We start from the raw sequence: 23,765 nt of genomic DNA on the forward strand, positions 1-23,765 counted from the left end.
TCATAGAGTGTATCGAATACTTATATGAGTGATGGGAAGGCCATTTCGTTGGTGGAACACTTGTCTCCAGACTGGTTGGCTACCCGGGTTACAGTAGCAGCTATGGGCATTTTCCTTCCAGTTTACTTTTTCATTCTCATGTTTGTCCTGCCATTTCAATTGCAGCCATTCACAGATCCAACACTGAACTGGCTATTCCATCATCTTCTCGTGCCGGCTCTGTTCTGTGCTCCATGGGTATCTTTCCTGTATGTCAACAGGTACCGACTAGCCAATACTATTCACATGACGCATGAGACAACCACATCGGTTCCCCTCAGATGGAGGATATTCTATGGCATGAATGCTGCTTTTGTGGTGATGTTTTTCGTGTTTCCCATGGTAGCGTCTCCATTGGCAGTGATTGGAGGGCTGTTCCTTTCGGGGACGGTAATCTACAGGGTGGCAAAGGGGAAACTGGGGAAAGGTAAACCTGCAAAGCTCATTGCAATAATCCTAGGCTTTCTCTTATCCATATTACCGATCTATGTATTCTTGCTGTTTGCACCGAGATACCTAGAGGTTTGGACAGCCATTCTCAGTGCATGGAGCAGCTTCTGGTTCGGTGTGGTATATGGAGTAGCTCAGTGTCTTGTCAATGTCCTAAGCTTTGGCTCACCAATCCACTTCATGTATTTCGCAGCCAACGAGTTTGATAAAGGAGTGTACGGGCGCAGTTACACCCGGACACCAACAAACAAGATTCGTTTCGGGGAATCCATCCTCTACATAGTGTTTCTTATCCTATATCTGCCGCCAATTCCTACACCTTTGGGGACTATACCGTTTCTTAACATGTCGTGGCTGTTCAAACAGTACATCAACTGGATCTCAATGGGTGTGGTTGGCATCATGACGCTCATCAAATGGAGGTTGGATGTGGGAGATGAACAAACGCTTGGAGGCCCCTTGAACATCATTGTTGTCGGGATGTTCCTGATCGTAGAGATATTCTTCAAAACAGATTTGCTTGTTGTAACGCTGGTCATATGGTTGGCATTCATCATATTCGCTGCGCTGTCTGCTGTTGCTTATGCTAGCGCTTCCCCACGGGAGATGCACTGACGTGTACAAGAATCCTAAACCGACTGTTGATATTGCAATCACTGATGGAAAACGCGTTGTCGTTATCAAGCGGAAGAATGACCCATTCAAAGGTTCATGGGTTTTGCCGGGCGGCTTCGTTGAATATGGTGAGACGGTCGAAAACACAGCGATTCGTGAAGCAAAAGAAGAGACTGCAATCGACATCGAGCTAGAGGATATCTTGGGAGTATATAGCGCTCCAAACCGTGATCCACGAGGTCACAATATAACCACTGTATTTGTGGCAACACCTGTAAAGGGGGTACCTGAAGGCGGTGATGATGCGGCTGAAGCAGAATGGCGTGAAATTAGCTCCTTACAGGCTGGTGACTTAGCTTTCGATCATGACCTGATTCTAAGAGACCTACGAAGCTGGTTGAATCAGAGACAGAGCTTCTGGTCAACAAAGTCTCGTGAATGAAAGATTCAATATTTTTTGAATTACAGATCCAGAATCTCCAGTTTCTCTGCCAGCATGATGATTGGAAGGTGAACAATCATGGGCTCACTATCAATTTTGCTAACGAACTTCACACTTTCTTCCGGCCGGGACTTGTATGCAAGGAAGCTACCAGAAGGGGGCCCTTCACCTTCAGTGTATATCCAGAGGGGCATGCCGTGGTATTCGTAGTAGCCGTGATTCGAAATTAGTGTGCCATAGATGTGTTTACCATTGTGCTCGAAGTAGAGCATGCTTGCCGTCCGTTCCCGCTGACTCCAAGAAACGAGCATCCTTGCCAAATCCGTCATTGATGCGAGTTTCAGATTTACGGGAGGGCGTATGTCTGATTTGCTCAATATAGTACACCGGTTCGGTTGTCAACATATTCGCCTTATAAGCGCATAGCCCTATGAGCATATTATATCAAATAGAATGAGGAACACTCAAAACACGTGAAAGTCTAGCAGAGGTGTGCTGAACTTGATACAGGATGGCGACTTTGTATACATATTCTTAGATGCGAAACGAAACTGGATACGGAAGGTCAAGAAGGGAAAAGCATTCCATTCTAACCGAGGTATGATTGAGTATGACGATATGATTGGACGTCCCTTCGGAATAACGGTGCAAAGTCATTCAGGAGTAGATTTTCAGATTCACAAGCCAAGCCAAACAGATATCCAGGTCGCTATGGGCCGCAATACCCAGATCATCTATCCGAAAGACGCTGGAACAATACTAGTCGAAGCTGGAATCAGCTCGGGTTCCAGAGTTGTAGAAGCCGGTACAGGCTCAGGTGCACTCACGTTCATACTAGCTAACGCTGTAGGTTCCAACGGTCATATCTATACGTATGAAGTCCGCGAAGATATGTACAACGGAGCACGGAAGAATCTAGAGAAATATGATGTCTTGGACAATATCACCATGCATAACAAAGACATTGAAGAAGGTATTGAGGAAGAAAATGTCGACGCGGTCGTATTAGATTTGGCCACACCTTGGAAGATTGTCGATGTTGTACATAAGGCTCTCAAGCCAAGTCATTACCTAGCCAGTTATAGCCCAACCATAGAACAAACCATGAAAACCTGTAAAGCTATGGGACAAAGCGGAAACTGGGGAATGATCAAAACTCTTGAAGTGCTTCAGCGAGAATTACTTGTTCGAGAGGGGAAGACAAGGCCAAAGACATGGATGATTGGCCATACGGGGTATCTCAGCTTTGGTAGAAAACTGGCTTCTGATGAGTGATTAACAAACTCTTATATGCACTAATGAATCATATTTCGTGTTGATTGTTGTTGACGGCGATGCATCGATGAGTTATGAACACAAAGACGAGTTGACAACCCGGGACGCAAAACAGATTCTAACAAACATTCTGCCAGCTGGACAAGAAGAATACGAACTGGAGATTAGACCTAGCACTACAGAACTACCTAACAACCAAGATGAAGCAGAAGGTGAAGAAGCCAATGTGCTTCCAGAAGAAGCTGATGCTCTGATAACCGAAATGGATGATTCATCAGTTCCTGGCGACGCCACCTTGGAGTCTGAAGAGGGCAAAGTAGATCAATATGACGACGAAGATGAATTTGATTTCGACCCGGAAGAGCCAAAACGAGCCTTTGAGAAGAAGAAGAAAGGCAGGGACTACGTGGAGTTTAGAGATCAGTACTACAGGTACTAAGGAGGGAAGTTCATGAATAGAGAAGAAGAAATGAAGAAACTCAGAAAGGAAATACATCAACTGAGTATGACTGTTTCTAATCTTGAGGAGACTATTGGAGAACTGAAATCGAAAGTTGAACGGAATCTCACAAGCAAGCAGACAAAAGCAAACGCCCAGTACGATGTATTCGCTAATCAACAGAGCGTAATAGAGCGAGATATGAGCTGGGAAAGGCTCATTGGACTACTGGAAGATACCGAAAGAGGATTGACCGCTCAACAGCTTGCTAGAAAATGGGGAAGATCCCGTTCGCGCACCAGCGAAGTCCTGAACACATTGGTAGACGAAGGCAGATTGGTGAAATTCCGCGATGGACGTCATATGAGATTCATTGCACCAGATGAAGAAGTATAGACTCTGTTGATTTTTGAAAAAGAAACTATTACCCAGAATAGGCTTAAGTAGGCCTCATATACTGTGAAGGCAAAGTCCTGTTCCGGGAGTCAGTGCAAGATGGATAAATCTTCGCCAAGGTCCAAGAATAGCCAAGATAGCGATGTGAAGGTGTATTCGAGCAGCTTCTTCGAGCTCAATTTAGAAATCCAAGACGCTGTTAGAGAATTCATTCTTCACGATATTGATGACACAGAGGGGCTTGAAAGCAAGAGAATCCAAATGCATAACGCATTCACCAATCTGTATGAGGAAATCACCCGTTTTGGACAAGACGTGATGGCCGAATCCTTTGATATGGAATTTCTCAGAAAAGGAATCGCACAGGCCGAACCTGAAGTCAAGGAACAAATGCAAGCAGCCCTAGAAGATTTGGTTGAACAGGAAAAATCTCAACTTGCCGAAATCTGGATGGCAAAGGTCTTGGCTTGGTTGCACCAATCAGCCGCGACTTCAAGTCCGTTCGTAGAAGAGACGAACCAAGAAAGTAAACAACGGGCCCTGACACTTATGGCCGACATCTATACGATGTTGGAAAAGCCGTTTTCCGCTGTTCCTTCAAAGGTTGATGGCACACAGAAACTGAGAAGAGTTGCTCTTAGTGACAAAGCTCGTAGTCTTCAGATGAAAGCCAAAGGTGAAGAAAACGGAACTCCTCGAATGATTGTCAATGCAAAAATCAGCGAAGCGGAGTTCTATGACGAGTTCCTGAACGAACTGATTGGGAATGAAAGCACCTTTCGACAGGCCTTCAATCCGTTCGATGAGCTGCTCTGGAGAGACCTGTTAAGTTCGTTTATTTTTGAAGAAGCAACAGAACTATACAACGAGGTTATACCTCCTCTCAAGGACCTAGATGACCAAGAGGAATACGAACTTGAGAAGCTGACGGATTGGAAAAAGAATACCGCAGGTTTGAGTGAAGTCTATTGTGCTATGATCTACAACGATATCGCTGACGCACAGATGCGAAACGGGAATCTAGAGGATGCTTCTAAGCTGTATATGACCTCTTCTGAAGCCTTCGGACGTGCTGAAAAGTCCTTCAAAGAAGTGCCCAAGCTGCATGACAATGCCCAGCAGTCGGAAAAAGATAAGAAGCATCGAAAAGCCCAAGCCCTCTTCTGTCGTTCAGAAAACAGCGTGAAAACGCTATCTGATTTATTGACCGTAGATAATCGTGATGAGGCAGTAGAACTCCTAGAGGGTATTTTCAAGGACCTACAAAAGGCAGAGAAACTATCAAAGAGAAGAGAGCTAACAGCGGCGATACAGGAGAATCTACGCACCTTCTCCTTCGTTGAGGATATGTTAGGAAGACAAGAGAAGAATCTGAAGAATATTGCAGAGCATATCAAGTTTGCAAAGGATTTGAGAAAAACAGGTCTGATTCAGAACGTAAACAAACATTTGGATGAAGCAAGTGCACAGATGAAAAACAAGCCTGCAGAGGCATTGGAAGAAATCCGCGAAGGTTTGTCCATTCTGGGCATACTCTTGAATCTGGAAGCAGAAGACAAAGAAGTGCGGCATCTAAGAAACAAGACACTCGCTTTTCTGGGTCATATCAAGTATCTTATCCAGTTCAAATTGAGCTCTCAACTTGAGGGGGGTCTCAAATTCATCCAGTCAAGAATCCTCGAGAACCTCCATGCCGAAGAAGCTGCTTCATACTACAAAATCATTGGTGAGCAAGGTACAGCCGCCGAACTGATGGATAGAGGGAGACTAGCCTTTGCAACTGCATACGCTTCAGAAGCGCAGATTTATTCGAAACAATCTGAACAATTGGCTTTCAAGACCCAATTGGATAGAATTAATCTCTCGGGAGAACTCGATGATCAGATTGCTGAACTAAAGGAAGAGCGTATTCTGGAGAAGGGAATCAAATCGCATGATGTGACACTCAACAGAATCAAGTGTGCAAAAGCCGCCTTTGAGGCAGCCGCTAATGAATTAGATAGTGTGAAAAATGGTCGAATCCGCGAGAAAAACAATGTTGACATGCAAGTGCAACAACTTCGTGGAGTTGTTATGAAACTGAATGGGGATCTCGCGAGAATCCAAGGGGCCAAGGACGATTTTATGGCAGAGGTTTCATCAAAGCTGGGCGACGAGAGAGAAGCTAAGCGCCTCTACTCCGATGCGAGCGACAAGCTCAGAAACGCTGTTGGAGACTACTCGGACGCAGTTCAGGTGTTCCGTGAGATTGGAGACAATCAAGCAGCTCAAAACGTTGAAGGGCGAGCGAAGATTGCAGATCTTCTTGCACGTGGAGTATGGGATAACAAGCAGCGAATTGGTAGAGATCAAGAACCCAATTACAAAGGCCAAGATGAACTCATCGCGCTTTATCAAGGCCTTCCAAGAGGGTAGAGCACAATGCTACGCCTTTCTGATTACTGTTGATTCACCGATGACAAAGTCGAAACTGTATGCTTCCGTTCAAAAGAGAACGGGGTGAAAGGTGAACCGCCGCCATGATAGAATTTGCTGAACCATTCTACGTAATGCAAACGAAGTGTGTGCATGAAAGCCAATAGTCCCTCAAGCAATCCAACGATGAACGTACCGACCAAGGCACCTAAGAGAGGTATATGCGGAGCTACATGATGACCCTCATGAATGAAATACTCAGGTACTATCTCAATTCCAAAAAATGTCAATGGGGGAATTGGAATCTCAATGATAGCGGGTAGTAACGAAATGAATACTCCACTCAATATAACGTGGACTGTGTTAAGCGCGAATATTCGGGCATAGCTTACTGTATGGCTAATCATCCCTATTGCAGATTCCATTGAGTGTACCATGCTTTCCATCCCACCAGGTAGTGATGTAACGAGCATCAATACGAAGGGAACAATGAAGGAGAGAAGTAAGAAGTTCATTGGACTGAGAGGAAAATTCGGATACACTCCGTTGTCTCCAACGCCATATCCAATTCCAAGGAAGGGAATCCAGAGATTCATCGTACCAGTTCCCGAGAACCAAGCGCTAACATTGTTGTAGCTGACACCGAATAGCAAATTGACGAAGCCGTAGTATGCCCAAAGATAGGAGAATGATGTAACAGCAGCTCTGTATTCACCATGTCTGAACCGATTGTACATATCAAGGAGGATACCCAACATGATATGAATAGCACCAATCTCGATGGAAAGCTTGAGCATGTGAGTTGACCGGTAAGGATTCGGCTCACCATCGATGTAGTGTGTGAAGACAGGCCAGAGCGGTTCGATGACAGTCTCTGCACCAAACACGCTGCCAAATAGTAATCCACCGACCATCGCCGATATTCCCATTGTGATAAGCCCATAGCTTCCAGTCTGCAAATAGCCCAGAATATCCCCTACGTCCATCTCCTTCCTTCTTGTCCACCATGCAGCCAACCCAATTAGGAGTATCAAGAATCCTTGCCCTAAGTCTGCGAATATCAAGCCGAAAATAATCGGGAAGGATAGGAAGACGATCTTCGTAGGGTCAACATCGTGCTGTGAAGGGGTGTCATAGGAAGTTACGACTTCTTGAGCGGGCTTCATAATATCAGGGTTATCGAGAGAAGTTGGAGCTGCATGGGCCTCGGGATCTGGTCTCTCGAAAGAGAGCTCGAAATAAGAGCCAAGTCGATTCTCAAGGATTTCCCGAAGTTCATCTTTAGTACTGCCCGGAACCCAGCCCCAAACCTTGATGGCATTCTCAGTATAGACTAAGTATTGCTTTGCTTCTATACGGTTCCTCTCAGCCAGAAGAACCTCCCTTGCAGCAAGAATCTTCTTGCTCCATTCACGTTCAATCATTTCCATCTGCTGTTTGAGCTCTTCAAGCTCCAATTCTAAATCCCGAATATGATCTTCCGCGTTTTCAGCAATTATGCGCGGTTCACCTCGAAAACCTTCGGGAACCTCTAAGGGATCGAAACCTGTAGCTCTTAGTACGCGTTGTGTCGTTTCTTTCTGTTCTATAGGTACGGTCACGCTGCATACTGATTTGCCGTCTTTGGACGCCGTAGTAGACAGAGAGAAAGTGTCGCCTGTCAGGCCTTGAAGGTTCCACCGAATCTCAGGAATCTCGCTTGTCGGCATGATACCTACTGTGGTATAGGTGAACTCCGATTCACCAATCATCTCGACATCTATGTCCAAGATTTTGAGGGAGGAAGCAGACCTTAGCGCATTTCGTTCTCGCTTCAAATCCACCTTAATTTTGTCTCTCTTTTCCTCGATTGAATCAAGTTGTGGTTCAACCGAGTGTACAACGTTCTCAACATATGAGATGATCTCGTCGAGGTCTTCTTCTTCAATAGCAATCGGACTTCCCTTTTCTGTTTCGGGATTCAGGCCGAGATTGTCTACTAGAGATTGCACTCGCTCAATTGCTGCGTATACTGTTTTCTCTTGGCGGGATTTTTCAACTTCTCCTACTTTGGCCTGCTGAGTGAGGTCTATGAATTCGAAGTTTCCAAATTCTTCAAGAGCAAGGATAACTTCTCTGTCGAGTTCCTTGCGAGAAACTATTTTACCAACGAGCATCTCTCCGGGACTCATCGTTTAATCATCCTAAGACCACCACAAGAAGGAATCCTGCCCGAAAGCCAAAGAGCCAAACAGGCCCCCTTCAGAAGTGCTTCCGTCGAAAGGGATTTTGAATCCCCAGATAAAGCTTATGACATAGGTGAATCTTTATGTGCATCAGGAACGGCGAGAACTCACCCTATTTGCCTTGGAGAGTATAGTCATGTGTACAGCTCAGGAAAAAATTCGCGAAATACTGAAAGCAGAAAGGGCAGCCAAAGAGAAAATTGAGGAAGCTAAGAAGAAAAAGGAGCGAATCCAGAAACAGACCGAAGCAGATATTCAGAGGGTTCTCCAAGAGAAGAAAGAAGAGGCTGAAGAAGAAGCCAGTTACTTGCGCTCTAAACTTGAGCAGGAGAGAAAGCAAATAGAAGAAGCTGCAGCTGAGGAAAAGGAACAGAATATGAAACAAATCAGGCTGTCCGCTGAAGAGAGAACTCAAGCTGCTGAAAATGCAATAATCAACATGATTCTTGGGAAGGATGAGTAGCATGAGCCAAGATTCTAACATGGTGAATATGATAAAGGAGAGAGCTGATAAACGAGCCAAGGAAATAGTCGAAGAAGCAAAGAAAGAGAGGGAACAAAGGCTCGAGGTTGCCAGAGAAAAAGCGGAGGAGCGGGCGAAAGAAATCAAAGAAGCAGCCATGAAGGAATACAAGACAGATCTTCAAAAAGCAAAAGCAAGCCAGACTCTTCAAACCAAACTAGCAATTCTTGATGCTAAGTATGAAATGCTTCAGGAAGTCATCAATCAAGCCAAAGAACGAGCTGAAGACAAGATAGGTTCCAAAGAATACAAGGGAATTCTCAAGAGACTGGCAACAGAAGCCGCCGAGGCGTTGGAAGAGGACGAAGTCGAAATCCAAGTTCCAGAAGGTCATGAGAAATACTTGGATGTAGGAAAAATCGAGAAAGAGATATCCAGAAAGAGAGACAAAGATATCTCCATTACTTTGTCAGATGAACCATTAGATGCCAAAGGCGGGGCTATTATTCGAAATATGAACAACACGAAATGGGTTGAGAATACTTTCGAGAAGCGCATAGAAAGAATGTCAGATGATATCCGACGGATAGCATTTACAATCCTATTTGGAGAAGAAAGCACGTAATGTCGGGCAAATACCGACCTCCGTGCTTCTCCCATTCATTCACTTTTTCAGCCTAGAAGACTGGGTATGTATCCGGTTAGTAGGAACGCTATAACGAACCCGTAGATTGCGATAGCTTCAATGAAGACTACGTACAGTACAGTTTTTCCGAAAATCTCAGGTCTTTCTGTAATTGCACCTAACGCAGCTGATGATGTGGTAGACATCCCCATAGCCGCAGCAGTTCCAGGCACACTGATCGCAAGCATTCCTGCAATTGCCAAGCCTATGATTGCCCAAGTGTTATCGTTAATATCGTTCTGTAGAGGGTGCAAACCATCCGTGGTACTCGATGCAAGAGCAGCAAGTTTCGCTGAGTGAAATTCGATACCAGCGATTAAACCCATGACAATGGTGAAAAGCACCATGCCCAGACCGAATAGCACCAAACTAGTTAATCGTTTCTTCAATTTCATAGAGTAATACCTCATGTTACCATACTGTGATTATGTCCCGCATAATATCGGTGTCTAAGCCTCTTTCCACTCCCACTGCAAGAGAACTGATATTCCGTATTTCATATCCCTTCAGCGTAAAGAACCCAATAACGATTCCGAGATGAAATGGAAACGCCGTCAATTGCCGTTTCACTTGCTGAGCAACATAGTCTTTGACTGCGATTTCTACTTGGAAAAGATCGCGTCCTTCTTCCTCAATTCTCATAAGTCTCTCTGCGAACCGAGAATACTTGGTACGTTCCAGACTAAGAATAATCTTGTCCCAAGAATCTGCATCTTCAAAAAGCTCCACAAAATCCCGCGAATCTTCAGTAAACCGAATCATCGATAGCCTGACTACCTCGGGTTCTAAGTCAAGAGACAAAGCTCTCAGTCGTGTCAATAGATTCTGCAAATCGACTCCTGGTTCTAGAATGCTCATTACTCGCTCGCGATCGTCTTTGGGGAAGCTTTCAAGGGCGTCTTGTACCTCTCTGAGATACCATTCCTCCACTGCAACCTCTAACGGAGCAGTAGATTCATACTTCTCAAAGGCTTCCTCTCTGGCAATTAAAGCAGTCTTTAGATTCTTGTAAGGTATAGCTTCTATCATATTTTTGATAGATCCGGTCTTGACAAGTTCAGTCAAGAGATTCTTTTGTTCAGGAGTTGTTGATGCGGCGAATTGAAGAATCTGATCCTCGTCTAGGCCAGCATGAAGTCCGCGTATGATTGATTTCAGCCCCTCAATAAGAAACATCTCGAGATAGGTCTCAGTGAACCTCCTGACAACACCTGTTACCGATTCTGATATCGTATCAATGACCTCAGCAAAGTCTTTCGAGAGAATAGTAGAAAGCTCTTCGGGATCCGGAGTAGCTGTAGTTGCTTCTTGGTCAATTACGTCTCCATAGTATGTATTCTTCAGACTATTGATGAATGCGGAGTAACTTCCTGACCGCAAAAGCTGGTCATAGTCACCGGCATCTAGAAACCGCGACTTCATTGCGCGGATTCGTACGTTGACCACACCATATCGCTTCGCAGCCATGAAAGACATCGATAACCATCCATCCAGTTCTCAAATCGACTGTGGGCACAGGTGCTTCACGCTTTGTTGGCGATATAAGTTATTCGAAGCGTCATTTGATTTCGACGCGTTACGTTCAAATAACCGTTGAACATGATAAGAAAGGGTGGGAATCATGCCCGGTGAGAAAAGCTCAGAACAAGAAAAGACGAATCAGATCAATATCCAGTCAACATTCAGAACATCAGCCACAGTCACCTTTGTGGTGCAAATCATAGCAATCATCATTATGATAGGTTCTCTTGCGGCGTATCTCATTGGGTACACTGTATTCGATTTACCCGTTGATATTCAGATTTTGCTTCTGCTGATAGGGAGCATGATTACGCTTATGGTATTCCTCGGTGCAATAGGGCTTTTCATTCGATTCTCAAGACGGGTGAGCGATGCCGTTGTGGGGCACAGTATAACACAGGTCAGTCTTGATGCTCCTCGTGTGAAGCCAGTCTTAGTTCTCTATGGTATGCTGATTGCTCTTATGGGCATAACTGGAGGCTACGTTTGGTATCTCGTGGATAAGCGGATACTATCGATATGGGCCGCCTCTCTGAACTCCGTATCGCTGAGAATATTCGGGTTGGCACTTGGAGCGTTCTTCGTTGCGCTTCTGATTCAAATAATCGTGGCTCTAGTGGGAAGAAGCGCAACAAAAGTCATAGTCCGCGTCCTTGATGCAGATGATAGCGAATTTCTAGACTAGGATTCTTCTTCATCATCAATTGCATCGAAATCGTAGTCTTCAAAGATTTCCTCTTGAGGGGGCACATAGGATTGTCGTGAACGCAGGCGTTTTTCCATCTTATCATAACGCTTTACTGTTGCATAGATGCTCCAAGATCCAAAAAAGAAGCCAAGAAGCGCTCCGAAGAGAGCACCATACATAGCGCCTGTTTCTCCCATCCATGCCCGTCCAAGAATCTGACCGGCGAAGAGCATCACGACAACGCTACATGGGAGTTCCGAAGCAACTGCTAGCCATCTTCCAGTCCCTGCCATTCCACCGTCAGTACTCTCGCTCTCTTGGTTCATGAGAAGGCCTCAATCATTGGAGCAATATCAATTGTGGTCTACCCTACACAGAGCTTTTCCTCTACATCAAGCTTTTCTAGGTTAAAGGAATCTATTACCAAAGGGAGTCATTCATGAAAGTATCACTCAATTATGGAAAGCGTAAACTTGACCTGGATATCCCAGAAGAGAACTTCGCTGGCCTTATCGAACCAACTGAAACTGAAGCAACGGAGGAAATAACTGGCGAGCTGCAAAGTGCGTTGGACAACCCACATGGCCCACAGCTTGATGAGCTCGCTGAGAACAATAGCGTGTGTGTCTTGGTTGAAGATCATACTAGAGATGAACCACACAAAGAATTGCTCACAGTAGTGGCTCCCTTTTTGAGCGATGCAAAGAGTGTGGCCTTCATAGTGGCAACAGGCTCCCATGAAGTCGAGCATCCTGAAAATCTCAAGATCGTGGATCTTGTGGATACAGCAGCAAAAGAAGCTGGAATTCAGGATTACACAGTCAGCATTCACGACTGTCAAGAGGATCCAATGATAGCAGTAGGAGAAACAAGTAGAAGAACCCCCGTGGTCATCAATGCTAAGGCTGCCAACCACGACTTGTACGTGGCACTAGCTGATATGAAAGCACATTATTTCGCGGGTTATTCGAATGCACTAAAAGACTTCCTTCCAGGTATCTGCGCCTTTGAAAGCGTCGAAGCAAACCATGCGATGGCTGTAAATCCAAAGTCTACGTTTGGTAGGCATCCGTATCATCCAAACCCAGAACGCCGTGATAACCCACTCGCGGATGACATGAGAGAGGCATACGAAATGATTACCGATGGTGCCGAAGCTTTCACCCTCTCAATCATATCGAGCAGCGATGGATTAGTCTGGGCAGAAGCTGGTGAGCTAGAACCGGTAATAAGGAATGGAATAGAGGTTCTAGACGAAACCACAAGCTTCACAGTGAAGCCAACTGACAGAATCATAGTGTCACCTGGCGGGTATCCACAGGACAAAAGCCTCTATCATGCACAACGTGGACTTGAACTGACGAAAAACGCTGTGAAAGATGGTGGAGAAGTGCTGTTCCTGGCTGAATGCCGAGATGGAGTAGCACCAGAGAAAGCAATGGATAATTTCTACAACAAATTGACTGCACCTTTGAATAAGGTTGTCAAGTCCATAAGCAGCAATTACCACTTGTATGAGCATAAGGCGTACAAATTCGCGAAACTCCTTCAGCAGGTAAAAGTACACATGTACACCGAATTGAGCAAGCAACAGGTACAAGCCGCTCATCTGGAGAAGGTAAGCGAACCACAGGACATCATTGATGAATGGCTCGAGGACGACCCTGACTGCAAAATCATGGCACTGAACAAAGGAAACAAGTTGGCGGTCTATAAGGAATAGTGGGCATCATACTTGATGTCGGAAGCCACGTTGTAAAGACGCTTGAAACGACGGAATCCTTGCTCGTATACATCCTGATTCTCCTTTCTGGGCAAAAGGGGCTCCAAAGGTTGCACCATTTCTTCAGCTGCCTTTGCCACGGAATCAAAAATACCCACCCCTCTGCAAGCAAGTATTGCGGCTCCAAGAGAAGTAGCCTCTTCCATTGCAGTTCGGATTACTGGTATACCCAAGACATCACTCTGAATTTGCATCCAGACGTCACTCCGTGCTGCTCCACCAGTAACTCGTAGTTCAGATATCGGAATATCAAGCCCTCGCATAACCTCCTGATTACTCCGCAGTTCATACGAGACGCCCTCTAGAATCGCCCGAATCAGGTGTTCCTTGTTATGCCCCAATGCAAGGCCTGCAAACATTGCTCGCGCATCAGGATTCCAATGAGGCGCCCCTGCACCAGTGAAATGAGGAATATGGATAATACCTTCTGAGCCTGCAGGCACTACTGCAGCTTCTTCAGTGATGACATCATAGACATCAACCTCTACTGCTTCTGCCTTCATGCATTCCTCATACCCAAGATTATCTCTGAACCAACGCAGAGCGGCACCAGTCGTGAACATACTGGCCTCAACAACAAAGGCATCAGGCACCACGTGACGGCTACAAAGCACCCGCATCTCGGGATCGAATTTCGGGATATCGGTGTGTGCCAGCATAAACGTACCAGTCCCCGTTGTCGCTTTGGTGCGACCCTCTCTCACGACACCTACGCCTAATGCGGCACATTGTTGATCTCCCCCGCCGGAAATCACGGGGGTGCCAACAGCTAGCCCTGTTTCTCGAGACGCTTCTTGTGTAACCTCGCCAACGACAGTACCAGACTCTACTGGCTGAGGAAGGCGTTCGGGAAGGATATCAAGTGTATCGAGAATCTCGTCAGACCACCTAGCATTCTCAATATCAAAAAGCATGGTTCTGCTGGCATTGGAGTAGTCGGTTACCATACAGTTGCAAAAACGATGAACAATGAAATCATGAACCAAGAGAAACTTGTGGGTCTCCGAATACGTCTCGGGCTCATGCTCCTTGAGGTAGAGAATTTTCGGGGCTGAGAAATACGGGTCTATGGACAACCCGGTTATCGAATAGATTTCGCGTTCCGATAGCATCTCGCGAAGATGTTCGCATTGGGGAACCGTCCTGCGATCCTGCCAGACAATTGCATTACGCAAAGGATTTCCGGATTCATCTACTGGCACTATCGTCTCTCGCTGATTTGTAACTGCGACTGCTGCTATTCTCTCAACACTAGAACCGGACTTGCTTATGCATGCCTGCAGCGTTGATGATGCCGCATTCCACCAATCTTCCGCGTTCTGTTCTACCCATGATGGTTTTGGATAGATACTTTCGAATTCTTGGTACTCCCGATGGATTTCTGTGCCGTCAGTGTCAAAAAGAACTGACCGCACCGCAGAAGTTCCGGCATCAACAGCCGCAATGATTTCGCTCATTGAAAGTTCCCTGTAGTGGTACTAAGAACTAGGATAAGAAGGCTTCGAGCAGGTTATGAGCTAGATTCCCGATATGATTCCAATATGCCCTCTATGTCTCTCCTCTCCCCGATGAGGCGTTCCTTAAGGCTCCGATTCTGTTTGATTTCTATTTCCCGACGCATAGCTTCGCTGCGGGATTCAAACCGCTCATAGTGGACTAGGTACTTGGGAGGATGCATGCGCAAATACTTGGCAGAATGGGAGTTGCCTGCTGCATGCTCACCGAGCCGGCGAATCAAATCGTTTGTTTGTCCTGTGTAATATGTGCCATCTGCAGTTTCGATGATGTACACGTAGTACATTTGGGACAACCTCTCTATATTACAACTGAATGACCTGATAAATGGGTTTGGAATACAAGAAGATAGGCAAGATTATAGTCCACGAAAACATATTCGCTTGCGTGATGCCGATATGGCCAATCGTTGGTCTGCCTTTCTACCTGTGCTCGCCATTCTGATTGTTGTATTCTCAATGAGCGCAGTAGATGTTCTCATAATACACGAGCCGTTTAGAATACTATCAGCAATTCCAATTATGTTCGTGGTCGTTCTGTGGGGTGTAGCAAGGGCCGCCTTGGAGAGGAAAGAGAATGTACGCTGAAATCGTGACCCTTACTGTTATGATAGGATGCATTCCCTGTATTCTTCATTGCTACCTCGAGAGGGGAAAATGGACAACTCTCTCATTCTTTGCCGGCGGCTTTGTGTTTGGTATCGTCCGAGAGAACATCGTTTCTTTGATGCCTACTTTGTACCAATATCCCAATCACCCCCTCTACATCGGGAATGCCCCGTTGATGATGGGCTTTGGCTGGTCGGCATCCTTCTACGCGTCTTGGATTGTTGGCCGTGATATCCTCAAAGGTCTATCTCGAAGCAATGTCAAACGGATTTGGGTTCAAGGCATTGCCACTGCAATCATAACGGCGTTCTTGTCTATTCCAGTAGAAGTGGCCGCGGGGGCCCCGGAGACGCTTTGGTGGATTTGGCCCGCTGAAGCTATCACTGTGCTATGGGAGATGCCAGCAATTGTTCCCTTCGGCTGGGGTGGAGCGGCGTTTCTGTTCGTTACATCATTTCAGTATGTGGAAGGAAGAAAAGATTCTGAATTCAACAAGACAATCATGTTCACAATCATAACCCTCCCCCTGATTCTCATACATCTTGTATACGTATTTGGCGTCCGTTCGACAATTGTGCTCTTTCTTGGCGGATAACATGATGACATCATCTGATTCAATTGGAGTGATAATCGATGAATAGCAACGGAAAATCAAGGTACATTTCAATTCTTGCGTTTGGAGTTTTTTCAACCGTTTTTGCAGAAGTATTCTCGGGGTCTGCTCCACTATGGTTCATAGACCCCTGGGGCATCATCGTTGTCCTTCCCCTATACTGGATGCATGCCTTGTTTCTGTTGAACTTGGCAATCAGGTGCAAGAGGACATCAATGAGTCAGCTATACTTCTGGGGGATTCTATTCGGGCTGTACGAGTCGTGGATCACGAAGGTTCTTTGGGCGGGATATATGGGAAAAGAACCACTGCTTGGAACATTCCTAGGCTTCGCAGTCGTCGAATTTCCCATTATTGGATTATTCTGGCACGCTGTGTTCGCCTTTATTCTGCCCATCTTGGTTTTTGAAATAGTGGTGATATCAGATGATGAATCACAAAGCCATGAGGTGCTGATGGGTCATACTGTTCATCTACGAGAATCAAGGAAGAACCTTGGTATCCTAATACTGCTCTTTCTGATCGGTTCGCTGTTTCTGTCTAACGGTCTGGAGATGAATCTCGGTGCCACGTTGTTCGCAAGCGTAGGTAACTCGCTCATCGTACTTGTGTTGATTGAGTCCCTTAGAATGGGTGGGAACAACGCTTTGCTTGCCAATTTGAAACTCGAAAGGAGGGGCATAGCGGCTAACTTGGTCATCCTCGGGATTATCTACATTGTGTTGTCAGTGCTATTGGTACCAGAGCGCTGGGCTTCGCTATTCACCATTCTACTGACAATCGGCTTCTATGGTTTGGTGTGTGGATTCTTGGGAATGAGTTCGAAGAATGAAACTGCTCTACAGACGCTGCCAAAAGAGGGGAGATACATCAGCATAAGGCGAGTGGCCACACTCTTTGCCTTCTTCACAGGCCTCTCTACACTGTGGTGTTCTATTCCGGACATCGGCAACTTAGTTACGATTCTGATCTATTTGGGAATGATACCTTCGGGTTTCGTTCTTCTTCTTTTATCAACCTATATGGTCATAAGAAACCGAACTCGAACAAATGATTTGACAGTGAAGTAAGCAGTGAAGTGTACCTGCTCATTTCATATTTGGACAACGCGGGACGCTGCTGACTACCGGGGTTTTCTCAAAACCACGATTATCACTACGATAGTCACCGCAATGAGAACTATGGAGATAAACAGAACTGGCGGAATTAGGTCCGAAGGAGGATTTGTTGATGTAGTGGTCGTTTCAGTACTAGTCGTTGTAGTACTGCTTGTTGTTGATGTTGTGACATTTGTTATCGAAAGAGGCGTCCCGGTATAGTAATCATTCATCAGGTCAAAAACATCTGTATTGTCAATGGTGTAGTTTGCAGGGAGATTTTCAAACGCCTCGCCGAAGCAGTAGAGTGGAACAGGGACTGCCGTATGATAATCTGAGATCCAAGAAACTGTTACATTAGTTGCTCTTTCAACTCTAAGACTCCGATTCTCGCTTGCGGTCATAGATGCATCGGGAACGGTATCACTCAGATTCTCACTCATGACTGTAAGCCCGCCGCATTCGTGGTCTGCTGTAACCATGAGAATCGTATTCGAATGTGATTGTACATAATCAATTGCAACCCCGACAGCTTCGTCAAAGGCGATAGTATCCAGAGCGTCATTCACCTTATCGTTATCATGTCCAGCGTGATCGATTCTCCCACCTTCAACCATCAAGAAGAATCCATCTGGATCTTGGGAGAGTACATCAATGGACTTCTCAGTCATCTCTCCAAGAGAAGGAGTCTGTTCAAAATCACGGTCCTGTTCATAGGGCATATGTGACTCCGAGAATAGACCCAAAATCTTGGAGGATGAAGTTGAGAGCATATGGGACCGATTCGTTACCACCGAGTAGCCCGAATCTTCCATGGCCGTTAGCTGGGATGGGGAGAAATACTCAGACCCACCACCCAGAATCACTTCAACATCTACTTCTTCTACCGCTTGTCGGGTTATCTCGCCGTAGCTTGACCTACTCTGAACATGGGCATAAAATGTCGCTGGCGTTGCATGCTGGACAAAACAGGTGGAAACGACACCCGTGGACTTGTCATACCCTTCTGCAATCTCCAGAATAGTCTCTAAGTTCGCTCCAGAGGGGTCCTTTGAAATCCTGCCATTAATGGTCTTCACGCCTGTAGCTAATGCTGTCCCTGCTGCCGCAGAATCAGTAATATCCGCGCTGGCACTATGGGTCAGAACCGATGCTGTAAAATCATATCGTTCCATCCGAAGGTGGCCAGTTCTGCCTAGCTCAACCCAACGGGCGAGTTTAACATGCTCGTATCCCATTCCGTCACCAATCATCAAAATGACGCTAAGGGGTTCTTCTTCCGCAGCCGGCTCTACTGGAACTCCAAGCGCAACGGAAGTTGTTGTTACCATCAATCCAAGGCAGAAGATGGTAAGGAGGGCAGAGATTGTTCCATGATAGACAGTCTCGGAAAACATGGTTGTTTTTCTCTATTTGACCGTTTATTTCTATTGTTCGATCCAAGTCGGGCATTGTCAGGCCAACAGCAGAACTATTATAGTGATTCAGTTGCTCCCAATCGTGGAAGAAACAATGGTTCAAGATTCAGCCCTCGTCACAGGATGTGCCGGCTTCATAGGCAGCCATACAGCTGAAGAGCTACTTGAACGAGGCTACAAGGTAACGGGTATTGATAATCTTCGAACAGGCAAAAAGGAAAACATGTCTAGTTTCATTGATCATCCTAGCTTTGAATTCCTAGAGGCGGACATCTGTAGCAAGAAGTTAGATGAGAGCATTGAAGATTGTCTTGATTTCGTTTTTCATCTAGCAGCGATTTCCTCGGTTAAACTCTCTGTAGAAAAGCCCCTTCTTATCAATACAAACAATCTGAATGGGACACTTAGAGTATTGGAGACTGCAAAAGCATGTGGAGCAAAGAGATTCGTATTCTCTTCAAGTGCAGCTATCTACGGAGACCCAGCTTCTTTGCCTGTGAAAGAAGACGCACCAATTGAGCCAATGAGTCCATATGCAGCCTCCAAAGCTGCAGCCGAGCAATACATCAAGTCCTATCAACAGAGCTATAATCTCAAGTCCACGATTCTTCGATACTTCAATGTTTATGGCCCCAGACAAGCCTATTCGGAGTACAGCGGCGTTGTGTCCATCTTCATCAACCAAGCTTTGACAGGGAAGAATCTCACAATTGATGGAGACGGAAAACAAACTCGAAGCATGATACACGTCAAGGATGTCGTGAGAGCGACAATCGGAGCTGCGTGTGAGAAAAATACAGTTGGGGAGACCATCAATATTTCAGGGCAGGAATCAATCAGTATTGCCGACATGGCTGAGACCATTAGAGGATTAGTTTCATCAAGTAAATCAGATATCGTTCACACTGAGCCGAGAGAGGGTGATGTGAGACACAGTATAGGAGACATCACCAAAGCGAAAGATCTTCTTGGTTTCACTCCAGAGATATCTTTTCAGGAAGGTGTAGAAGATACCATAGAGTGGTACCGTGAGCACTGACCATGACATGCGGATAATCACTCACGTCACGGTCAGGAATAGAGTAGTTTGATCAACCACACCTTCCTCGGTCTTGAGAGTCACAACCACCAGATACTGTGCAAACACTACTCCAGCAGGGAGATTCGCAGCCACAAGTGGAGAGGTCCCATACAAATCGCCAGGTCCGACCGTTCCAATATCCAATGTGAAAGTCGTATTCGATGGATACTCAGTAGGAGTCACCTCTGCTCCATGCCACAGGACAGAGAAATTGCCAGACACCACTGTGATTTCAACAGAGAGGTTGTGCGTTACATTGTCATTATTCCGCAAGCCCAAAACAAGCTCGGAGTAGTCACCAGAATCTACAGTAATGGGGTTGAAGGCCGCATCTTCAAACCCGACTTCTCCTTCTTCAACCACTGTCTGATTCAGTAGACCAAACATATCGTAATACGCTTCAATCACATTCTCGCCAAGTTCAACTCGCTCACCGGTTTCAGCATCAACCAGACCTACACCACCGAGTTTCTCTATGACAACATTCGTGGAGGTCTCAACTTCCAAGAAGACCGGGACAACATAGAATAGGTCACCACCTAGGTGGTACACCAGTCTATTCCCATACCTATGAGAACCCCACAGCTGTAACTGGCTTCGTACAGCGTCATTTGTCTCAAAGGCTTGAACGGCGGCTCCCGGACCGAGTAGCTTGGAAAGGCCTGATTCCCGAACGCCATAAAATGACAACTCACCAAAGCTCTTGTCTCCACAGCCCATAACATAAATGCCAGCCAAGTTTTCTCCAGCCGCATTTTCAAACTCAGCATTGTGCATAGCGACAAACCGTTCTTCTCCGCCGATGCGCATAATGATGTACCGAGTGTCTGAGCCTGTTGGGCTTTCATGGAAATCATTACCACTCTTCCAAGTGAAACCATTCTCAACATGATAGGTATACGCTATATCGAGTTGACGCTCGTAGAGGTCCTCAGGCCATTTCATTTGGCTTTGTAACCAGGAAGGGATATCCTGCCAAGGATAATACTCTGAATAGGTTCTATCGATGAAGAAGTCATCTCCATCGCTTGGAGATTTGTAGAAATCCATATCGCCAGTATCAGCATCAACCAACACTACACCGAGAAAACGCAGGTAATTCTCATGAGCATAGCCAGTTGTCAATGGATAATCGATAAACACAGAGATTCCGTAGTAGATGTTGCCGCTTGGGTCGACAACGATATACGCATCATCATCCACAGTCAAGCCCTGCAGAAGCACAGACTTGACTCGCGAAGCGACATTACGCTCAACAAGCATATTCAAATCTTGACCAATGAAAGACCACGCATCCGTTCCCATTCTAAGAGTATAGAACACAGACTCAAAACCTCTCAGCCTATAGTCGGGAGTACCTTGGAAAGTAGTATTTCCAACTTCATCAAAATCATCAGTGTTGACAAACACCTCATGCTGAAACCCAGTTCCTTCACCGTAGTAGGTGGCAACTGTGTTCGATCTATTCAGCAGTGCAACTAGGCTTTCGTCTTCTATCAAATCACCGCTGTAGGCATCAAGAACAACAAGGCCTTCTGTGTGCGTGTAAATCAGATGCTTGTTGATGAAACTCGAGGTTATAGTGCTGTAATCGAAAGTGAGTGGTGCCATCCAATATTCATGGTTTCGTAAGTAGACGATGTCTGAATCAGCGAGCTCCATCCAGTTGGTTCCAATTTGATTTCTCATACGAAGATAGCTTGCCTGTTGATCCCATTGTCTCACAGTAGTAAGAAAATCAACATCACCGCTTGGAGTAGCATTCGAGGTCAGATCATCCAATGTTGTGGTTTGCATATTCTGGATGCCTGATGCCCATTGCGTAATTGCAATCTCCTTCTTCGTTTCGTAGTTGAACTTCCAATCGATATACTTGTCACCCTCCATTTGTATACCGTAGTAGAGCCCCTGAACGATAGGCAACAAAGCAACTATGAGAACAAGGAAAACTGTAAGCAGTGTAAATGATCTAGGAGAGCCGACGAAGGGAACAATTTTCTCGAGTTTGAGGCGATTCAGTTCACTACTCACATGATTTCTGTCTTGCATAAGAAGGTTAACTCGCTTTCTGTAATCCTCCATAGACAGAGAACCAGCTTCGTATTTGTTGCGTAGCGAAACAAGTTCATTCTGTAGTCGGTTAAGCTCGTTCTGTAGTTGCTGTATCTTGTTGTTCATCCGCTGTCGAGCGTCGCCCATATGAATACGTAGACCGAGGAAAGCAAGAGCTGCAACGATAGTTGCTCCCAAGGCGATAATGAGCGCAAGATAGCTCATCCAAGTTCCAGCATTCACAGTCCACATGGGGACTGCCAGAATTTGAAGAACTAGAATCAGTGAACCAATTGAGAGCCCTTTTGCGGCAATGACAAACTCATCTCGTTGCGGGGCCATGAGGTCCTTCAACAAAGTAAGACCGATGCGGATACCCGTCGCAACAATGAAGGTTGAGACAAGTCCAAGGTAGAGCTGGTAAGCCTCCAGAGCCGGAACAAGGGAGGTAATTCCCTCAGCTGATGTCCCAGGGGCAAATGGAAGGGTGAAAAGCGTCCGGACCTGTGAGGCATTGATTGATATAGATCCGTGACTCATAAGCAGGAGAAGAAATGCCACATTCTGACCAGTGACTGAAAATCCACCTGATGAGACGTAGAAGAAGAACAGCCCACCAGCTTGTAAAAGCCTCCAAATAACAGCTTGTTTCCTGCCTAATTTCTTTAGCTCGGGACCTTGTGTCGTTGCACGGGATAACAGTGACAGGAATGTTGAGCGCTGAGGTAAGGTAATCATGCTCAGCAATGTGAGAAGAATTGAGGCGGTGAAGAGATTGTTTTCGAGCGTCCATATGGACCAGTAATCTACACCAGCTTTAGATCCGAATGTTGTTTGGAATATTCTCTGGTCAAGAACCCAGCCGTAGATCGTAGCTCCAACAAAGAGGAGGATTATGGCAAGTCCAACTGCAGTTATGGCATGTTTTTTGCGGCTCATTTCGAAAGCATCCTCTTCCTAAGCGTGGCTATACAATTCTGCATATATATTCAGGCTATCTCTTGTCAAGAAATCGTATTACTCTTCTCATTAAGTCATACATGTTCTTAACGTTTTGTCGTATTCTATTACGTTATTTCGTAACTCATATCAAGGATGCGGTCACGCTAAATGTATGGCGCGACCTCTCTGGTTTGTTGAGCTACTCAAGAAAGCATTTCCGCATAGGCATATCATAGCATTGCTCACACACATTCCAATCATCGGGAGCTTAATCGATAAGATGCTCTTTGAGAGCGATGACATAGTATACCTGCCCACAGACAATGTTGCAACCAAAACCATCCCGATTGATCAGTCACTGGAACTACCAAAGCAGAGTGCCATTCCTTCCCAGATTGTTCATCATTTCATAGAGAAAGCCAATTACCACTGGATAATGAATTTCTGTATTTGCAGGAGCGCAAACAAATGCGAAGATTATCCAATCGACATTGGGTGCTTGTTCTTGGGAGAAGCGGTAAAGGGCATCAACCCACAGCTTGGAAGACTCGTTTCGAAAGAAGAAGCTCATGAACATGTCAGAAAAGCTAGAGAGGCGGGACTTGTTCATATGATTGGACGAAACAAGCTGGATGCTATGTGGCTAAATGTGAAACCAGAACACAAACTCATGTCAATCTGTAACTGTTGCCCGTGCTGTTGCCTTTGGCGAGTCCTTCCTAACATGTCTCCGGACATAAGCAGGAAAGTGGCAAGAATAGAAGGCGTAAGCGTCACTGTGACTGATGCCTGTACGGGTTGTGGGGCATGTATTGAGGATATATGTTTCGTAGACGCGATTAGACTCGAAGAGGAGAAGGCTGTAATCAGTGATGATTGTCGGGGATGTGGTAGATGTGTTGAAGTCTGTCCTCAGAATGCGATAACCCTCTCTATTGAAGACGCAGATTTTGTTAATCATACAGTTCGAAAACTTGAACAAATCGTTGATACTGAATAGACC

24 protein-coding genes are annotated in these 23,765 nt (G+C 45.7%); 15 read left to right on the forward strand and 9 right to left on the reverse strand.

Annotation, left to right across the window (positions count from 1 at the left end):
- Window positions 1-24 precede the first annotated feature (24 nt).
- Together GF309_13595 and GF309_13600 are read left to right on the forward strand one after the other, a co-directional pair.
- The gene (locus GF309_13595) at window positions 25-1,104 is read left to right on the forward strand and encodes a hypothetical protein (GenBank protein MBD3159811.1); all 1,080 of its coding nucleotides are present in this window, start codon (window positions 25-27) and stop codon (window positions 1,102-1,104) included.
- Window positions 1,073-1,546, forward strand: a complete 474-nt coding sequence (locus tag GF309_13600; protein MBD3159812.1) for an NUDIX domain-containing protein — start codon at window positions 1,073-1,075, stop codon at window positions 1,544-1,546. Before GF309_13595 ends, GF309_13600 begins: the two co-directional genes overlap by 32 nt.
- Window positions 1,547-1,566: 20 nt before the next feature.
- Here GF309_13600 and GF309_13605 read toward each other — a convergent pair whose 3' ends face one another.
- Window positions 1,567-1,923, reverse strand: a complete 357-nt coding sequence (locus GF309_13605) for a hypothetical protein (protein ID MBD3159813.1) — start codon at window positions 1,921-1,923, stop codon at window positions 1,567-1,569.
- 115 nt (window positions 1,924-2,038) lie between these two features.
- Here GF309_13605 and GF309_13610 point away from each other — a divergent pair, with 115 nt between their 5' ends.
- From GF309_13610 to GF309_13625, 4 genes are all read left to right on the forward strand, one after another.
- Window positions 2,039-2,821 carry a methyltransferase domain-containing protein gene (locus tag GF309_13610; GenBank protein ID MBD3159814.1) on the forward strand — a complete coding sequence of 261 codons (783 nt, stop codon included), beginning with the start codon at window positions 2,039-2,041 and terminating at the stop codon, window positions 2,819-2,821.
- Between the two features lie 67 nt (window positions 2,822-2,888).
- A complete protein-coding gene (locus GF309_13615) occupies window positions 2,889-3,260 on the forward strand; it encodes a hypothetical protein (protein MBD3159815.1) in 372 nt (123 codons plus the stop codon).
- A 12-nt stretch (window positions 3,261-3,272) separates the two neighbouring features.
- Entirely contained in the window at window positions 3,273-3,656 is a 384-nt protein-coding gene (locus GF309_13620; protein MBD3159816.1) for a helix-turn-helix domain-containing protein, read from the forward strand.
- A 99-nt stretch (window positions 3,657-3,755) separates the two neighbouring features.
- A complete protein-coding gene (locus tag GF309_13625; GenBank protein ID MBD3159817.1) occupies window positions 3,756-6,071 on the forward strand; it encodes a hypothetical protein in 2,316 nt (771 codons plus the stop codon).
- Window positions 6,072-6,094: 23 nt separating this feature from the next.
- On the opposite strand, the gene GF309_13630 is transcribed toward GF309_13625, so the two are convergent.
- Entirely contained in the window at window positions 6,095-8,242 is a 2,148-nt protein-coding gene (locus GF309_13630) for a hypothetical protein (protein MBD3159818.1), read from the reverse strand.
- Between the two features lie 139 nt (window positions 8,243-8,381).
- Here GF309_13630 and GF309_13635 point away from each other — a divergent pair, with 139 nt between their 5' ends.
- Both GF309_13635 and GF309_13640 read left to right on the forward strand, forming a co-directional pair.
- Window positions 8,382-8,759 (forward strand): hypothetical protein, encoded by a 378-nt coding sequence (locus GF309_13635; GenBank protein MBD3159819.1) that lies wholly within the window; start codon window positions 8,382-8,384, stop codon window positions 8,757-8,759.
- A complete protein-coding gene (locus tag GF309_13640; GenBank protein MBD3159820.1) occupies window positions 8,752-9,384 on the forward strand; it encodes a hypothetical protein in 633 nt (210 codons plus the stop codon). The genes GF309_13635 and GF309_13640 overlap by 8 nt, the downstream gene beginning before the upstream one ends.
- A 47-nt stretch (window positions 9,385-9,431) precedes the next feature.
- Here the strand turns inward: GF309_13640 and GF309_13645 are convergent, their stop codons facing one another.
- On the reverse strand, window positions 9,432-9,854 hold the full coding sequence (locus tag GF309_13645) for a hypothetical protein (protein MBD3159821.1): 423 nt from the start codon (window positions 9,852-9,854) through the stop codon (window positions 9,432-9,434).
- Window position 9,855: 1 nt separating this feature from the next.
- Window positions 9,856-10,920, reverse strand: coding sequence for a hypothetical protein (locus GF309_13650; GenBank protein ID MBD3159822.1), 1,065 nt, complete (start codon window positions 10,918-10,920; stop codon window positions 9,856-9,858).
- A gap of 145 nt (window positions 10,921-11,065) precedes the next feature.
- Between GF309_13650 and GF309_13655 the strand changes: the two genes are divergently transcribed.
- Window positions 11,066-11,650: a hypothetical protein gene (locus GF309_13655; GenBank protein MBD3159823.1), complete on the forward strand. Its 585-nt coding sequence runs from the start codon at window positions 11,066-11,068 to the stop codon at window positions 11,648-11,650.
- Here GF309_13655 and GF309_13660 read toward each other — a convergent pair.
- Window positions 11,647-11,979, reverse strand: a complete 333-nt coding sequence (locus GF309_13660) for a hypothetical protein (protein MBD3159824.1) — start codon at window positions 11,977-11,979, stop codon at window positions 11,647-11,649. The genes GF309_13655 and GF309_13660 overlap by 4 nt on opposite strands.
- A 113-nt stretch (window positions 11,980-12,092) precedes the next feature.
- Here GF309_13660 and larA point away from each other — a divergent pair, with 113 nt between their 5' ends.
- Window positions 12,093-13,376, forward strand: coding sequence for a nickel-dependent lactate racemase (gene larA, locus GF309_13665; protein ID MBD3159825.1), 1,284 nt, complete (start codon window positions 12,093-12,095; stop codon window positions 13,374-13,376).
- Here the strand turns inward: larA and xylB are convergent.
- Together xylB and GF309_13675 are read right to left on the reverse strand one after the other, a co-directional pair.
- A complete protein-coding gene (xylB, locus tag GF309_13670) occupies window positions 13,364-14,893 on the reverse strand; it encodes a xylulokinase (protein ID MBD3159826.1) in 1,530 nt (509 codons plus the stop codon). The two genes, larA and xylB, sit on opposite strands and share 13 nt — an antisense overlap.
- 53 nt (window positions 14,894-14,946) lie before the next feature.
- Window positions 14,947-15,237: a GIY-YIG nuclease family protein gene (locus GF309_13675; protein ID MBD3159827.1), complete on the reverse strand. Its 291-nt coding sequence runs from the start codon at window positions 15,235-15,237 to the stop codon at window positions 14,947-14,949.
- A 112-nt stretch (window positions 15,238-15,349) separates the two neighbouring features.
- Between GF309_13675 and GF309_13680 the strand changes: the two genes are divergently transcribed.
- From GF309_13680 to GF309_13690, 3 genes are read left to right on the forward strand one after another with little or no spacing between them, the layout of a single operon-like run.
- Window positions 15,350-15,538 carry a hypothetical protein gene (locus GF309_13680; GenBank protein ID MBD3159828.1) on the forward strand — a complete coding sequence of 63 codons (189 nt, stop codon included), beginning with the start codon at window positions 15,350-15,352 and terminating at the stop codon, window positions 15,536-15,538.
- Window positions 15,528-16,154: a hypothetical protein gene (locus GF309_13685; GenBank protein MBD3159829.1), complete on the forward strand. Its 627-nt coding sequence runs from the start codon at window positions 15,528-15,530 to the stop codon at window positions 16,152-16,154. Before GF309_13680 ends, GF309_13685 begins: the two co-directional genes overlap by 11 nt.
- A 38-nt stretch (window positions 16,155-16,192) precedes the next feature.
- The gene (locus tag GF309_13690) at window positions 16,193-17,242 is read left to right on the forward strand and encodes a hypothetical protein (GenBank protein ID MBD3159830.1); all 1,050 of its coding nucleotides are present in this window, start codon (window positions 16,193-16,195) and stop codon (window positions 17,240-17,242) included.
- Between the two features lie 53 nt (window positions 17,243-17,295).
- Here GF309_13690 and GF309_13695 read toward each other — a convergent pair whose 3' ends face one another.
- A complete protein-coding gene (locus tag GF309_13695) occupies window positions 17,296-18,666 on the reverse strand; it encodes an alkaline phosphatase (protein ID MBD3159831.1) in 1,371 nt (456 codons plus the stop codon).
- Here GF309_13695 and GF309_13700 point away from each other — a divergent pair.
- A complete protein-coding gene (locus GF309_13700) occupies window positions 18,665-19,726 on the forward strand; it encodes an NAD-dependent epimerase/dehydratase family protein (protein ID MBD3159832.1) in 1,062 nt (353 codons plus the stop codon). The genes GF309_13695 and GF309_13700 overlap by 2 nt on opposite strands.
- 21 nt (window positions 19,727-19,747) lie before the next feature.
- Here the strand turns inward: GF309_13700 and GF309_13705 are convergent, their stop codons facing one another.
- Complete coding sequence (locus GF309_13705; protein ID MBD3159833.1) at window positions 19,748-22,759, reverse strand: hypothetical protein; 3,012 nt, start codon at window positions 22,757-22,759, stop codon at window positions 19,748-19,750.
- A 175-nt stretch (window positions 22,760-22,934) separates the two neighbouring features.
- Here GF309_13705 and GF309_13710 point away from each other — a divergent pair, with 175 nt between their 5' ends.
- Window positions 22,935-23,762 (forward strand): 4Fe-4S dicluster domain-containing protein, encoded by an 828-nt coding sequence (locus GF309_13710; GenBank protein MBD3159834.1) that lies wholly within the window; start codon window positions 22,935-22,937, stop codon window positions 23,760-23,762.
- Window positions 23,763-23,765 lie beyond the last annotated feature (3 nt).

The organism is Candidatus Lokiarchaeota archaeon (genome assembly GCA_014730275.1).
Lineage (GTDB): Archaea > Asgardarchaeota > Thorarchaeia > Thorarchaeales > Thorarchaeaceae > WJIL01.